Annotated in this window: 15 protein-coding genes; 8 read left to right on the forward strand and 7 right to left on the reverse strand. The window is 57.5% G+C overall.

What is annotated here, in order from left to right; all coding sequences use genetic code 11:
• Positions 1–81 precede the first annotated feature (81 nt).
• Genes cmoB through GUC22_RS09725 form a run of 5 tightly spaced genes read right to left on the reverse strand, consistent with a single transcriptional unit; the run spans position 82 to position 3,708 of the window.
• Positions 82–1,098, reverse strand: a complete 1,017-nt coding sequence (gene cmoB / locus GUC22_RS09705; RefSeq protein WP_004136659.1) for a tRNA 5-methoxyuridine(34)/uridine 5-oxyacetic acid(34) synthase CmoB — start codon at positions 1,096–1,098, stop codon at positions 82–84.
• Positions 1,095–1,838, reverse strand: coding sequence for a carboxy-S-adenosyl-L-methionine synthase CmoA (gene cmoA, locus GUC22_RS09710; RefSeq protein ID WP_049085135.1), 744 nt, complete (start codon positions 1,836–1,838; stop codon positions 1,095–1,097). The genes cmoB and cmoA overlap by 4 nt, the downstream gene beginning before the upstream one ends.
• Positions 1,839–1,877: 39 nt before the next feature.
• Positions 1,878–2,273, reverse strand: coding sequence for an MAPEG family protein (locus GUC22_RS09715; RefSeq protein ID WP_004122068.1), 396 nt, complete (start codon positions 2,271–2,273; stop codon positions 1,878–1,880).
• A 53-nt stretch (positions 2,274–2,326) separates the two neighbouring features.
• The gene (locus GUC22_RS09720) at positions 2,327–3,145 is read right to left on the reverse strand and encodes a DUF72 domain-containing protein (protein ID WP_004136670.1); all 819 of its coding nucleotides are present in this window, start codon (positions 3,143–3,145) and stop codon (positions 2,327–2,329) included.
• Complete coding sequence (locus tag GUC22_RS09725; protein ID WP_160183497.1) at positions 3,142–3,708, reverse strand: hydrolase; 567 nt, start codon at positions 3,706–3,708, stop codon at positions 3,142–3,144. The genes GUC22_RS09720 and GUC22_RS09725 overlap by 4 nt, the downstream gene beginning before the upstream one ends.
• A gap of 268 nt (positions 3,709–3,976) precedes the next feature.
• Between GUC22_RS09725 and aspS the strand changes: the two genes are divergently transcribed.
• The 6 genes from aspS (at position 3,977) to ruvB (ending at position 9,249) form a co-directional block, all read left to right on the forward strand.
• Complete coding sequence (gene aspS / locus GUC22_RS09730; RefSeq protein ID WP_064411572.1) at positions 3,977–5,764, forward strand: aspartate--tRNA ligase; 1,788 nt, start codon at positions 3,977–3,979, stop codon at positions 5,762–5,764.
• A 1-nt stretch (position 5,765) separates the two neighbouring features.
• Entirely contained in the window at positions 5,766–6,209 is a 444-nt protein-coding gene (gene nudB, locus GUC22_RS09735; RefSeq protein WP_160183498.1) for a dihydroneopterin triphosphate diphosphatase, read from the forward strand.
• 28 nt (positions 6,210–6,237) lie between these two features.
• Entirely contained in the window at positions 6,238–6,978 is a 741-nt protein-coding gene (locus GUC22_RS09740; protein WP_004122063.1) for a YebC/PmpR family DNA-binding transcriptional regulator, read from the forward strand.
• Between the two features lie 37 nt (positions 6,979–7,015).
• On the forward strand, positions 7,016–7,537 hold the full coding sequence (ruvC, locus tag GUC22_RS09745; protein ID WP_004113791.1) for a crossover junction endodeoxyribonuclease RuvC: 522 nt from the start codon (positions 7,016–7,018) through the stop codon (positions 7,535–7,537).
• An 81-nt stretch (positions 7,538–7,618) separates the two neighbouring features.
• A complete protein-coding gene (gene ruvA / locus GUC22_RS09750; RefSeq protein ID WP_004103390.1) occupies positions 7,619–8,230 on the forward strand; it encodes a Holliday junction branch migration protein RuvA in 612 nt (203 codons plus the stop codon).
• Between the two features lie 8 nt (positions 8,231–8,238).
• Positions 8,239–9,249 (forward strand): Holliday junction branch migration DNA helicase RuvB, encoded by a 1,011-nt coding sequence (gene ruvB, locus GUC22_RS09755; RefSeq protein ID WP_024359878.1) that lies wholly within the window; start codon positions 8,239–8,241, stop codon positions 9,247–9,249.
• Between the two features lie 198 nt (positions 9,250–9,447).
• Here the strand turns inward: ruvB and znuB are convergent, their stop codons facing one another.
• Together znuB and znuC are read right to left on the reverse strand one after the other, a co-directional pair.
• Entirely contained in the window at positions 9,448–10,233 is a 786-nt protein-coding gene (gene znuB, locus GUC22_RS09760) for a zinc ABC transporter permease subunit ZnuB (RefSeq protein ID WP_024359877.1), read from the reverse strand.
• The gene (znuC, locus tag GUC22_RS09765; RefSeq protein WP_024359876.1) at positions 10,233–10,985 is read right to left on the reverse strand and encodes a zinc ABC transporter ATP-binding protein ZnuC; all 753 of its coding nucleotides are present in this window, start codon (positions 10,983–10,985) and stop codon (positions 10,233–10,235) included. The genes znuB and znuC overlap by 1 nt, the downstream gene beginning before the upstream one ends.
• Before the next feature lie 78 nt (positions 10,986–11,063).
• Here znuC and znuA point away from each other — a divergent pair, with 78 nt between their 5' ends.
• Positions 11,064–12,008 (forward strand): zinc ABC transporter substrate-binding protein ZnuA, encoded by a 945-nt coding sequence (znuA, locus tag GUC22_RS09770; RefSeq protein ID WP_004122058.1) that lies wholly within the window; start codon positions 11,064–11,066, stop codon positions 12,006–12,008.
• Positions 12,009–12,023: 15 nt separating this feature from the next.
• Entirely contained in the window at positions 12,024–13,346 is a 1,323-nt protein-coding gene (mepM, locus tag GUC22_RS09775) for a murein DD-endopeptidase MepM (protein WP_004134807.1), read from the forward strand.
• The last annotated feature ends 70 nt before the right edge of the window (positions 13,347–13,416 follow it).

Consider the following 13,416-nt stretch of genomic DNA (forward strand, 5'->3'; position numbering starts at 1 on the left):
GCTGCACATCATGTCGCCCAATATGATGATTGCCCGTACCAGGCCCCTGCCCATTAAACAGGGGCCTTTTTTTATCCAGAATTAGCCCTGGCTACGGTTTTTTTTCGCCGCTAACGACTGCTGCGTTTCCGGTTTACTGGCAATAATCACCGCGCGCAGCGGGGCCGGATAGCCTTCGACCGTTTTGCTGCTATCGCGCGGATCGAGGAAATCGGCCAGCGACTCGGTGGTCATCCACTCGGTGCGGCGCTGCTCGTCGGTCGAAGTGACGCACGCATCGACAATACGCACATCGACAAATCCGCACTTCTCCAGCCACTGCTTCAGCGCGGCGGCGGACGGGATAAAGTAGACGTTGCGCATTTGGGCATAGCGGTCGCCCGGCACCAGTACGGTATTTTCGTCGCCTTCAACGACCAGCGTCTCCAGCACCAGCTCGCCGCCGGGAACCAGCTGATCTTTGAGCTGCCACAGGTGATCGAGCGGAGAGCGGCGGTGATACAGCACGCCCATCGAAAAGACGGTATCAAAGGCGTTGAGCGCCGGAAGCTGCTCAATGCCCAGCGGCAGCAGATGCGCGCGCTGGTCGTTGCCCAACAGTTTTCGCACCGCTTCAAACTGGCAAAGAAACAGCTGGGTGGGGTCGATGCCCACCGCCAGATGAGCGCCGGCGCCAATCATGCGCCACATGTGGTATCCGCTGCCGCAGCCGACATCAAGGATGGTACGCCCGGTCAGATCGGAAAGGTGCGGCAGTACGCGCTCCCACTTCCAGTCGGAACGCCATTCGGTATCGATATTCACGCCGTAAAGGGAGAAGGGCCCTTTACGCCACGGCATCAGATTCTTCAGCAGGTTTTCAATCCGCAGGCGCTGGCCTTCGCCGAGCGGCGTTTCGCTCTCGGCGGTGACGCTGTGCAGCAGATCCAGACGGTAGGGCGCAAACTCGGGCAGAAACTCGACGGCCCGTTCCCATTCCCGGTATTTGCCGTGCAGCGCGTCGCGCTGCCAGGCCGCCACCTGGGCCGGCAGCGTCTCCAGCCAGTGCGAAAGCGGGCTTTTGGCAATCAATTGATAAAAGTTGCTGAAATCAATCATGCCGGGTCCCCGGATTTTACGGCGATTAACGATCCGAAGTTAAAGCACTGGAACCACAGCTCGGCATGTTCGAAACCGGCCTTACGCAGGCGCGCTTTGTGGGTTTCCACGGAATCGGTGAGCATCACGTTTTCCAGCATGCTGCGCTTTTGGCTGATTTCCAGCTCGCTGTAGCCGTTAGCGCGTTTGAAGTCGTGATGCATGTTGAACAAGAGTTCGCCGACGTTGTCATCTTCGAAGCTGAATTTTTCCGACAGCACCAGCGCGCCGCCCGGGTTCAGCCCCTGATAGACTTTGTCCAGAATGGCCTGACGTTCGCCCGGCTCGAGAAACTGAATGGTGAAATTGAGCACCACCATTGAGGCGTTTTCTATCGTGACGTGGCGAATATCGCCTTCAATTACCTCGACCGGCGTCGGCGCTTTATAGGCGTCAATATGGCGACGGCAGCGTTCGACCATCGCCGGCGAGTTATCGATGGCGATGATTTTGCAGCCAGAATGCGCAATATTGCGGCGCACGGACAGTGTGGCTGCGCCAAGCGAGCAGCCGAGATCGTAAACCTGGGTATCCGGCTGAACGAAACGTTCCGCCAGCATGCCGATCATCGAAATGATATTGGAATAGCCGGGAACAGAGCGCTGGATCATATCCGGGAAGACTTCAGCAACCCGTTCATCAAAGGTCCAGTCGCCGAGACTGGCAATCGGCGCGGAAAAAAGCGTATCGCGGTGAGACATAACGTTAAACCCGAAAAATCGAAAACGGCGTATTGTGCGCTAACGGACGGAGAAAACCAACTCCCAGGGCATATACCAGAAGTTCGCCAGCACCATCAGCAACAACGAACACCACGTCGCGCTCATGCCGGAACGGCGCCAGCGGTAGAGACGATGATGAAAGCCATACGAGTGCATCAGGCGCCCGGCGATCAGCAAGATACCGCAGACGTGGACCATCCAGGTCTGGGCGCCGTTCATCTCCATAAACAGCAGTAAGATCAGGCCAATGGGAACATACTCCACCGCGTTCCCGTGCACGCGAATAGCGACCTGCAGCTCGCTAAAACCACCGTCGCCGTAGCCTACGCGATATTGCGTCCTCAGGCGTACGACGTCCCAGGAAAACTTAATAAGCAATAACGCACCTAAGACCGCATACAGCGCGCTGACCATACTCAAAACTCCCTTTTATCGCTTCCGGTGGCTCAATTGAGGATAGCAGGATATCAGAAAAGAGAGGTTTGCTGCGGAATTGACGGCGCATTCCCTATTTCCGGTAGGGCAGTACGCAGATCGCCCCACAGGGTGTCGACCAGTTCCGGCGCCTGGGCGATATCCGGAGTATGGAGGAACAGGTACGGCGTGGCGGTCGGCGTCCATTTTGGCAGCGTGCGTATCCACACGCTAAAAAGCTCGCGATTTTGCGTCATATCATCGCTGCCGATAAAACGCACCATTGGATTATGGGCCGTCACCAGCGCATGGACGGGGACTTTAGGCTTCTTCTTCTGCGCCTCGATCATCGCCGGGCTGCGGGCGACGGCGCTATGAACCGGACGGCTATCAAGGATCACGCGATTGACGTTACGCTGATGCAGGCCGCGATTGAGCTGCTGTTCCGCTTCCCCTTTGGCGAAAAATTCCGGATGCCTTACCTCAACGCCGTAGCGGAATTCGCGCGGCAGGCTGTCGAGGAACGGCCAGAGGGCGGTGAGGTCCCGAGGGCCGAACGTCGCCGGCAACTGGAGCCAGTACTGGCCGATGCGCGAAGACAGCGGCGCCAGACGGGTAAAAAACTCATGGCTTAAGTCGTCGCAGTTGCGCAGCGCCGCCTGGTGCGAAATGGTGGCCGGAAATTTGAAGCAGAAGCGAAAATCGTCGTGGGTTTGTTCATACCAGCGGCTGACAATCTCCGCTTTTGGTAACGCGTACAGGGTGGTGTTGCCCTCCACGCAGTTGAAGTGGCGGGCATACTCTTCAAGGCTGGTGATACCCAGCCGCACCCACTTCGGGTGCGCCCACTGGGGAAGCCCTATATAAATCATAATGCGGCAAGCACCTCCTCGGTACTACGCACGCGGGCAATCCGCGGGAAGATATGCGTCATGCTGCTAAGATGCTGTTCCGCCGTCGCCGCGCTGCAGGCGTCTTCGACAAGAATGAGGTTAAAACCCAGCTCCCAGGCGTTGCGCGCCGTAGATTCGACGCCGATATTCGTGGAGATACCGCACAGGATAATCGTATCGATACCGCGACGGCGAAGCTGCAGCTCCAGGTCGGTGCCGTAAAAGGCCCCCCACTGGCGTTTGGTGACTTCGATATCGCTCGCCTGTTTTTCCAGCGCGAGCGGATAGGCCCACCAGTTTTCCGGTAGCGTTGGCGCGCCTGCCTGAGCATCGACCGGCTGCTTCAGCGCTTCCGCGAAATCCGCCGACCAGCCAACGCTAACCATGACCACCGGGGAACCCTGCTGGCGGCACTTTTTCGCCAGACTCGCGGCGCGCTCAACCACTTCGTCAGCGCGATGCGGGCCGCCGGCAAACGGTAAAATGCCTTCCTGCAGGTCAATAACGACCAGCGCGGTCTTTTTTGCATTGAGTTCTAACATGATATCCCCGTATCTTCTTTTGTTGTCAGGCCGCTACAATACCGTTGCCGATCTCGCCCGAGGGTAACAAATTTTGTTAATTTTTGTGAGTACAAGCAATAAGCGTGCAGCAAAGCAACGCAGCGCGCTGCGCCGGACTTATCGTGCGGCATAATTTCCAGTATAATAGCCGCCTTTTTTCATTCAGTTGTGACATCAGCTAAAGCTGCGACCTCGTCGCCTGCAAGGCAGGCAACAATCCGCCTGCGGCTAAGTTAAGGGATATCTCATGCGTACAGAATATTGCGGGCAGCTTCGTCTGTCCCACGTAGGGCAGCAAGTGACTCTGTGTGGTTGGGTCAACCGTCGTCGTGATCTTGGTAGCCTTATCTTTATCGATATGCGTGACCGCGAAGGCATCGTGCAGGTGTTTTTCGATCCGGATCGCGCCGACGCATTAAAGCTGGCCTCTGAACTGCGTAATGAGTTCTGCATCCAGGTCACCGGCACCGTGCGTGCGCGTGACGAAAAAAACGTGAATAGCGATATGGCCACCGGCGCCATCGAAGTGCTGGCATCCGACCTGACCATTATCAACCGCGCGGAAGCGCTGCCGCTGGACTCCAACCACGTCAACACCGAAGAAGCGCGTCTGAAATACCGTTACCTGGACCTGCGTCGTCCGGAAATGGCGCAGCGCCTGAAAACCCGCGCGAAGATTACCAGCCTCGTTCGCCGTTTTATGGACGACCACGGTTTCCTCGATATCGAAACCCCGATGCTGACCAAAGCTACCCCGGAAGGCGCGCGCGACTATCTGGTGCCTTCTCGTGTGCATAAAGGCAAATTCTACGCGCTGCCGCAGTCTCCCCAGCTGTTCAAACAGCTGCTGATGATGTCCGGTTTTGACCGCTACTATCAGATTGTTAAATGTTTCCGCGACGAAGACCTGCGCGCCGACCGCCAGCCGGAATTCACCCAGATCGACGTCGAGACCTCCTTTATGACCGCCGAGCAGGTGCGTGAAGTGATGGAAGCGCTGGTGCGTAATCTGTGGCAGGAAGTGAAGGGCGTGGATCTGGGCGATTTCCCGATCATGACCTTCGCCGAAGCCGAGCGCCGCTACGGTTCCGATAAACCAGACCTGCGTAACCCGATGGAGCTGGTGGACGTTGCCGATCTGGTCAAAGCGGTGGAATTCGCCGTCTTCGCAGGTCCGGCTAACGACGCCAAAGGCCGCGTAGCCGCGCTGCGCGTACCGGGCGGCGCTGCGCTGACCCGTAAGCAAATCGACGAGTACGGTAAGTTTGTCCAGATCTACGGCGCAAAAGGCCTGGCCTACATTAAAGTCACCGAGCGGGCGAAAGGCCTTGAAGGCATCAACAGCCCGGTAGCGAAATTCCTTAACGCCGACATCGTTGAAGCGATCCTTGAGCGCACCGGCGCGCAGGATGGCGACATGATCTTCTTCGGCGCGGATAACAAAAAAGTTGTCGCCGACGCGCTCGGCGCGCTGCGTCTGAAGCTGGGCAAAGACCTGAACCTGACCGACGAGGACAAATGGGCGCCGCTGTGGGTTATCGACTTCCCGATGTTTGAAGACGACGGTGAAGGCGGCCTGACCGCGATGCACCATCCGTTCACCTCGCCGAAAGATATGTCCGCCGCCGAGCTGAAGGCCGCGCCGGAAGACGCGGTGGCCAACGCCTACGATATGGTCATCAACGGCTATGAAGTCGGCGGCGGTTCGGTACGTATTCACAGCGGTGAAATGCAGCAGACCGTGTTCGGCATTCTCGGCATTAACGAGCAAGAGCAGCGCGAGAAGTTTGGCTTCCTGCTGGACGCGCTGAAATACGGTACTCCGCCGCACGCGGGCCTGGCTTTCGGTCTTGACCGTTTGACCATGCTGCTGACCGGTACCGATAATATCCGTGACGTTATCGCCTTCCCGAAAACCACCGCCGCCGCTTGCCTGATGACCGAAGCGCCAAGCTTCGCTAACCCGGCATCGCTGAGCGAGCTGGGTATTCAGGTGGTGGCGAAAGAGGCAAAAGAGTCTCTGGAGAATAAGTAAGATGTCATTCAAGCTCCCCGTTTCCGTGCTGGTGGTGATTTACGCCAAAGATACGAAGCGGGTGCTGATGTTACAGCGGCGCGACGATCCCGCGTTCTGGCAGTCGGTTACCGGCAGCCTGGAAGAGGGAGAGACCGCGCCGCAGGCTGCCGCGCGTGAAGTTATGGAAGAAGTCGCCATTGATGTCGCCAGCGAGCAACTGGCGTTGGTTGACTGTCAGCGCACGGTAGAGTTCGAGATATTTTCTCATTTACGTCATCGCTATGCGCCGGGCGTTGAGCGTAATACGGAATTTTGGTTCCGTCTTGCGCTCCCCTATGAACGCCAGATTGTCTTTACGGAACATCTGGACTATCGCTGGGTTGATGCGGCGGAAGCCGCCACGTTGACCAAGTCCTGGAGCAACCGGCAGGCGATTGAAGAATTTGTAATTAACGCCGCCTGAAAGGGCGCGCTTTTTTGGAGAGTTTTTTATGGCAGGTCATAGTAAATGGGCCAACACCAAGCACCGCAAAGCGGCACAGGATGCCAAGCGCGGTAAGATCTTTACGAAAATTATTCGCGAGCTGGTCACCGCCGCGCGTCTGGGCGGCGGCGATGCGGGATCTAACCCGCGTCTGCGCGCGGCAATCGACAAAGCGCTGAGCAACAACATGACCCGCGACACCCTGAACCGCGCTATTGCCCGCGGCGTGGGCGGCGATGATGATGCGAACATGGAAACCATCATCTATGAAGGTTACGGTCCTGGCGGCACGGCGGTGATGGTTGAATGTCTGTCCGACAACCGTAACCGTACCGTTGCGGAAGTCCGTCATGCCTTCACCAAAACCGGCGGTAACCTGGGGACCGACGGTTCCGTTTCCTACCTGTTCAGCAAAAAAGGCGTTATCTCCTTCGAGAAAGGCGACGAAGATGCGATCATGGAAGCGGCGCTGGAAGCGGGCGCGGAAGACGTTGTGACCTATGACGACGGCGCGATTGACGTTTATACCGCGTGGGAAGAGATGGGCGCGGTACGCGATGCTCTGGAAGCCGCCGGCCTGAAAGCGGACGCCGCTGAAGTCTCGATGATCCCGTCTACCAAAGCGGACATGGACGCGGAAACTGCGCCGAAACTGCTGCGTCTGATCGATATGCTGGAAGATTGCGACGACGTGCAGGAAGTTTATCACAACGGCGAGATCTCTGATGAGGTCGCCGCAACGCTCTAATGTTGCCGACCGTTAAACCACTAACCGGAGGCGCGTGATGGCCATTATTCTCGGCATTGACCCGGGGTCGCGCGTCACTGGTTATGGCGTCATCCGCCAGGTTGGACGCCAGCTCAGCTATCTGGGCAGCGGCTGTATTCGCACGAAAGTGGATGATTTACCGTCTCGCCTGAAGCTCATCTATGCGGGCGTCACGGAAATTATTACCCAGTTCCAGCCGGACTATTTCGCCATCGAACAAGTGTTTATGGCCAAGAACGCCGACTCGGCGCTGAAGCTCGGCCAGGCGCGCGGCGTGGCGATTGTCGCGGCGACGAATCAGGACCTGCCGGTCTTTGAGTACGCCGCCAGGCAGGTGAAGCAGACCGTTGTCGGCATCGGCAGCGCGGAAAAGAGCCAGGTGCAGCATATGGTGCGCACCTTGCTCAAGCTGCCGGCCAACCCGCAGGCGGATGCGGCGGATGCTTTAGCCATCGCCATCACCCACTGCCACGTCAGCCAGAACGCCGCCCAGATCAGCGAAAGCCGCCTGAATCTGGCGCGCGGACGCTTACGATAACCTGAAATCAGGCTGGATATCTATCCAGCCTTTTTTTATGATACCGCATTAGACTTTCAGCCCTTAATCCAGGAGCTCCACGTGATAGGCAGACTCAGAGGCATCATTCTCGAAAAACAACCCCCGCTGGTTTTACTCGAAACGGGAGGCGTAGGCTATGAGGTTCATCTGCCGATGACCTGTTTCTACGAGCTGCCGGACGTGGGCAAAGAGGCGATCATTTTTACCCACTTTATCGTCCGCGAAGACGCTCAGCTGCTGTATGGCTTTAACAACAAGCAGGAGCGCACGCTGTTTAAAGAGCTGATTAAAACCAACGGCGTCGGTCCGAAGCTGGCACTGGCGATCCTTTCCGGCATGTCGGCGCAGCAGTTTGTGAATGCCGTTGAGCGTGAGGAGCTGGCGGCGCTGGTGAAGCTGCCGGGAATCGGCAAGAAAACCGCGGAACGCCTGATTGTCGAAATGAAAGACCGCTTTAAAGGGCTGCACGGCGATCTGTTTACGCCGGCGGCGGATCTGGTGCTGACGTCTCCAGCCGGTCCTTCTGATGATGATGCTGAACAGGAAGCGGTTGCCGCGCTGGTGGCGCTGGGCTATAAACCTCAGGAGGCCAGCCGGATGGTCAGCAAAATCGTGCGCCCGGATGCCAACAGTGAAACGCTAATTCGCGAAGCGCTCCGCGCCGCGTTGTGAGGTAAGGGATGATTGAAGCAGACAGGCTGGTATCGGCGGACAGCAGCGGTTTTGAAGAGGCAGCCGATCGCGCCATTCGCCCTAAATTGCTGCAAGAGTACGTGGGCCAGCCGCACGTCCGTTCGCAGATGGAAATTTTTATCCAGGCGGCGAAGCTGCGCGGCGACGCGCTCGATCACCTGCTGATTTTTGGCCCGCCGGGGCTGGGGAAAACCACCCTGGCAAACATCGTCGCCAACGAGATGGGCGTGAACCTGCGCACCACCTCCGGCCCGGTGCTGGAAAAGGCGGGCGATCTGGCGGCGATGTTGACCAATCTTGAGCCCCACGACGTTCTGTTTATCGACGAGATCCACCGTCTGTCACCGGTTGTTGAAGAAGTTCTCTATCCGGCAATGGAAGATTATCAGCTGGATATCATGATTGGCGAAGGGCCCGCGGCGCGTTCGATAAAAATCGATCTGCCGCCGTTTACCCTGATTGGCGCGACGACTCGCGCAGGTTCATTGACTTCGCCGCTGCGCGACCGTTTTGGCATCGTTCAGCGCCTGGAGTTCTATCAGATCCCGGACCTGCAGCATATTGTCAGCCGCAGCGCCCGCTATATGGGGCTGGAGATGAGCGAAGAGGGGGCTCTGGAGGTCGCGCGTCGCGCGCGCGGCACGCCGCGAATCGCCAACCGCCTGCTGCGCCGGGTGCGCGATTTTGCCGAGGTTCGCTACGACGGGCGTATCTCTGAGGATATTGCCGCTCAGGCGCTGGATATGCTCAACGTGGATGCGGAAGGCTTCGATTATATGGACCGTAAGCTGCTGCTGGCGGTCATCGATAAATTCTTTGGCGGGCCGGTCGGGCTGGATAACCTGGCGGCGGCCATCGGCGAAGAGCGGGAAACGATTGAAGATGTGCTCGAGCCGTATCTGATCCAGCAGGGCTTTTTACAGCGTACTCCGCGCGGGCGAATGGCGACGGTGCGGGCCTGGACCCACTTCGGCATTACGCCGCCGGAAATGCCTTAATCGTTGTCCGGCGATAAAACAGCAGACCGCAGGGGCCGGTAGCCCGGCCAAGCGGAGCGCAAGCCGGGAAAATAGCTGAGTGGTTGATGTCCCGGCTTGCGGCGTGAACGCCTTCGCCGGGCTACAACGTCCGCAGACGGCGGCGATCCCATCGCAATCTGCCGAGTTTTGACGGCGGCTGACGCGGGCGCATAAGCGTCAGGCGGCCGCTTTCTTGCTCATGCTGATAATAAACAGCAGCGCGGCGCACAGCACCACGGAAGGCCCCGCTGGCGTGTCGTAGAACGCCGAGAAGGTCAAACCGCCGGTCACCGCAATCATCCCAACGCCAACCGCCACTCCCGCCATTTGCTCTGGCGTACGGGCAAAGCGACGGGCCGTTGCGGCGGGAATGATCAGCAGCGATGTGATAATCAGCGCTCCGACGAACTTCATCGCCACGCCGATGGTCAGCGCGGTGACCAGCATCAGAAGCAGTTTCACCCGCTGGAGCTTAACGCCGTCAACAAACGCCAGATCCGGACTGATGGTCATCGACAGCAGGTTGCGCCACTGCCAGAGCAGGATCGCCAGCACGATAACCACGCCAATAGCGATAGATATCAAATCTTCCGGCGTCACCGCCAGCAGATCGCCAAACAGATAGGCCATCAGGTCGACGCGCACGTTTGACATCAGGCTGACCACCACCAGGCCCAGAGACAGCGCGCTGTGGGCCATGATGCCGAGTAGCGTATCTACCGCCAGATGGGGACGTTTTTCCAGCCATACCAGCCCGCCCGCCAGCAGCAGCGTCACCGCGATGACCGCATAGAACGGATTGACGTTGAGCAGTAAACCAAAAGCGACGCCGAGCAGAGATGCGTGGGCCAGGGTATCACCGAAGTAGGACATCCGGCGCCAGACGACAAACGATCCCAGCGGACCCGCCGCACAGGCGAGCATCATTCCGGCCAGCCAGCCGGGGAGCAGTAATTCAATCATTAACGGTCATTTCCCCGACGCAGTACAATCCGCCCCTGCAGGTCGTGGCGGTGATTATGATGATGGCGATAAATACCCAGTTGCTCCGCGCCGCGCTGGCCGAACATCGAGATAAATTCCGGATGCATAGAAACCACTTCCGGCGCGCCAGAGCAGCAAATATGCTGATTGAGACACAGCACTTCGTCGGTTTTGGCCATCACCAGGTGCAGGTCATGAGAAACCATCAGCACGGCGCAATTAAGCTCCTGGCGCAGCTGGTTAATCAGATCGTAAAGCGCCACCTGGCCGTTGACGTCAACGCCCTGCGTTGGCTCGTCGAGCACCAGCAGCTGCGGCTGATTGAGCAGCGCCCGCGCCAGAAGTACCCGCTGGGTCTCGCCGCCGGAAAGCTTCTGCATGGGGGCGTCGATCAGATGTCCGGCCTGTACGCGCTTCAGCGCCGGTAAAATATCGCGCTTGTGGGTTCCCGGACGTAAAAGCATAAAGCGGCTTACGGTCAGCGGCATCGTGGCATCAAGGTGCAGCTTTTGCGGGACATAGCCGATCCGCAGATGTCCCTCGCGTTTGATAACCCCTTCCGTAGGTGCTACCAGCCCAAGAACGACTCTGACAAGGGTTGATTTACCGGCGCCGTTGGGGCCCAGTAGGGTTAAAATTTTGCCCGGCTTTAGCGTTAGCGAAATGTCAGACAGCACGCGCCTTTGGCCATACACGACCGCGACGTTTTCCAGCGTTACAAGATTTGTCATATCAAATTAGAGGTTGCACAAGCTAGTGAATGTTATAATATCACATCTTTCTCATTCATTACGATGATTAGACGCATTATGTTACATAAAAATACGCTTCTTTGCGCTGGACTTAGCGCCGCTTTTTTGTTCGCACATGCACCGCTGGCAAGCGCCGCGGTTGTCACCTCCCTTAAACCGCTTGGCTTTATCGCATCAGCTATTGCTGATGGGGTAACGGAGACCCAGGTACTGCTGCCAGACGGGGCGTCGGAGCACGATTATTCACTGCGCCCGTCGGATGCAAAACGCTTACAGAACGCAGACTTAGTCGTCTGGATTGGTCCGGAGATGGAGGCGTTTATGGATAAGTCAACGCAAAGCATTGCGCCGAACAAAAAGGTGACGATTGCCGAGCTTGACGGCGTGAAACCGTTACTCATGAAAGGCACCGACGACGACGATGACCACCACGGTCACGATCATGGCGCTGGGGAAAATAGTGACGACGATCACCATCACGGCATCTATAACATGCATCTATGGCTTTCCCCAGAGATAGCGCGCCTTTCGGCGGTTGCAATCCACGATAAATTATTGGAACTTATGCCGCAGAGTCGAGCCAAACTTGACGCCAACCTGAAGGATTTTGAGGCAAAATTAGCCGCAACCGACAAGCAGGTTGGGACCGAGCTGGCACCGCTGAAAGGGAAGGGATATTTCGTTTTTCATGACGCCTACGGCTACTTTGAAAAACACTACGGTTTGACCTCTTTAGGTCATTTTACTGTCAACCCTGAAATCCAGCCTGGTGCGCAGCGTTTACACGAAATCAGAACACAGCTGGTTGAGCAAAAAGCAACTTGCGTTTTTGCTGAGCCACAGTTCAGGCCAGCGGTTATAGAAGCTGTTGCCAGGGGAACGTCCGTGCGCATGGGAACCCTGGATCCACTTGGAATCGGAATTAAGCTGGGTAAAGAGAGTTATCCGCAATTCCTGAGCCAGATGGCGAATCAGTATTCAAGCTGCCTGAAAGGAGAATAACGAGGAAGTGAATACGTGCAACAGATAGCCCGCGCTGTCACTCAGGCATTTAACAATCTGCCACGACCTCACCGCGTTATGCTGGGGTCGCTTAGCGTTCTTACCTTAGCGGTCGCCGTCTGGCGACCCTACATCTACCACCATCCCGAAACGGCCCCCATCTCCAGAACCATCGAGCTGGAACAAAGCGAAATTCGTTCTCTGCTGCCAGAGGCCTCAGAACCTATCGATCAGGCGCCTCAGGAAGAGGAGGCCATCCCTCAGGATGAGCTGGATGATAAAGCGGACAGCGATTCCGGCGGCCATGAATATGTGGTCTCGACCGGCGATACGCTTAGCAGCATTCTTAATCAGTACGGTATTGATATGGGCGATATCGCCCGGCTCTCTTCGGTAGATAAAGAGCTGCGTAATCTGAAAATAGGCCAACAGCTCTCCTGGACGCTGACGGCGGATGGCGATTTGCAAAGCCTGACCTGGGAGATGTCACGCCGCGAAACCCGTACCTATGACCGGGTTGCTAACGGTTTCAAAATGAGCAGCGAGCTGCAAAAAGGCGACTGGGTCAACAGCGTACTGAAAGGTACCGTGGGCGGCAGCTTCGTCGCCAGCGCTCGGGACGCCGGCCTGACCAGTACCGAAATCAGCGCGGTAATCAAAGCTATGCAGTGGCAGATGGACTTCCGTAAGCTGAAAAAAGGCGATGAGTTTTCCGTACTGATGTCGCGTGAAATGCTCGACGGTAAGCGCGAGCAAAGCCAGCTGCTTGGCGTTCGCCTGCGCTCGGATGGCAAAGACTACTACGCGATCCGCGCCGAGGATGGCAAATTCTACGATCGCAACGGTACCGGCCTGGCGAAGGGTTTCCTGCGCTTTCCGACCGCACGTCAGTTCCGCGTCTCTTCGAACTTTAACCCGCGTCGTCTGAACCCGGTGACCGGCCGCGTCGCCCCGCATCGCGGCGTCGATTTTGCGATGCCGCAGGGCACGCCGGTGCTGTCGGTAGGGGATGGCGAAGTGGTGGTGGCTAAACGTAGCGGTGCGGCCGGTTATTACGTCGCCGTCCGCCATGGCCGCACCTATACCACCCGCTATATGCACCTGCGTAAGCTGCTGGTCAAACCCGGGCAGAAGGTCAAACGCGGCGATCGCATTGCGCTGTCGGGCAACACCGGCCGCTCTACCGGCCCGCATCTGCATTATGAAGTGTGGATTAACCAGCAGGCGGTCAACCCGCTGACGGCGAAACTGCCGCGTACGGAAGGGCTCAGCGGTTCCGACCGTACCGATTATCTGGCGCAGGCAAAACAGGTTATTCCGCAGCTGCGGTTTGACTAACCTTCCGTCAGTTAAAGCCGGCGCCAGCTGTGCGCCGGCTTTTTCTTTTGTACGTTACTCAACGTATCGC

This window comes from Klebsiella sp. MPUS7 (assembly GCF_009905335.1).
Taxonomy (GTDB): Bacteria; Pseudomonadota; Gammaproteobacteria; order Enterobacterales; family Enterobacteriaceae; genus Klebsiella; species Klebsiella grimontii.

What these genes read in the sequence shown, in the direction of transcription:
- cmoB (WP_004136659.1), bottom strand. Translation starts at nt 1,098, where the DNA reads ATGATTGATTTCAGCAACTTTTATCAATTGATTGCCAAAAGCCCGCTT.
- ruvB (WP_024359878.1), top strand. Translation starts at nt 8,239, where the DNA reads ATGATTGAAGCAGACAGGCTGGTATCGGCGGACAGCAGCGGTTTTGAA.
- znuA (WP_004122058.1), top strand. Translation starts at nt 11,064, where the DNA reads ATGTTACATAAAAATACGCTTCTTTGCGCTGGACTTAGCGCCGCTTTT.
- GUC22_RS09720 (WP_004136670.1), bottom strand. Translation starts at nt 3,145, where the DNA reads ATGATTTATATAGGGCTTCCCCAGTGGGCGCACCCGAAGTGGGTGCGG.
- cmoA (WP_049085135.1), bottom strand. Translation starts at nt 1,838, where the DNA reads ATGTCTCACCGCGATACGCTTTTTTCCGCGCCGATTGCCAGTCTCGGC.
- nudB (WP_160183498.1), top strand. Translation starts at nt 5,766, where the DNA reads ATGTCATTCAAGCTCCCCGTTTCCGTGCTGGTGGTGATTTACGCCAAA.
- znuB (WP_024359877.1), bottom strand. Translation starts at nt 10,233, where the DNA reads ATGATTGAATTACTGCTCCCCGGCTGGCTGGCCGGAATGATGCTCGCC.
- GUC22_RS09715 (WP_004122068.1), bottom strand. Translation starts at nt 2,273, where the DNA reads ATGGTCAGCGCGCTGTATGCGGTCTTAGGTGCGTTATTGCTTATTAAG.
- ruvC (WP_004113791.1), top strand. Translation starts at nt 7,016, where the DNA reads ATGGCCATTATTCTCGGCATTGACCCGGGGTCGCGCGTCACTGGTTAT.
- znuC (WP_024359876.1), bottom strand. Translation starts at nt 10,985, where the DNA reads ATGACAAATCTTGTAACGCTGGAAAACGTCGCGGTCGTGTATGGCCAA.
- GUC22_RS09725 (WP_160183497.1), bottom strand. Translation starts at nt 3,708, where the DNA reads ATGTTAGAACTCAATGCAAAAAAGACCGCGCTGGTCGTTATTGACCTG.
- aspS (WP_064411572.1), top strand. Translation starts at nt 3,977, where the DNA reads ATGCGTACAGAATATTGCGGGCAGCTTCGTCTGTCCCACGTAGGGCAG.
- GUC22_RS09740 (WP_004122063.1), top strand. Translation starts at nt 6,238, where the DNA reads ATGGCAGGTCATAGTAAATGGGCCAACACCAAGCACCGCAAAGCGGCA.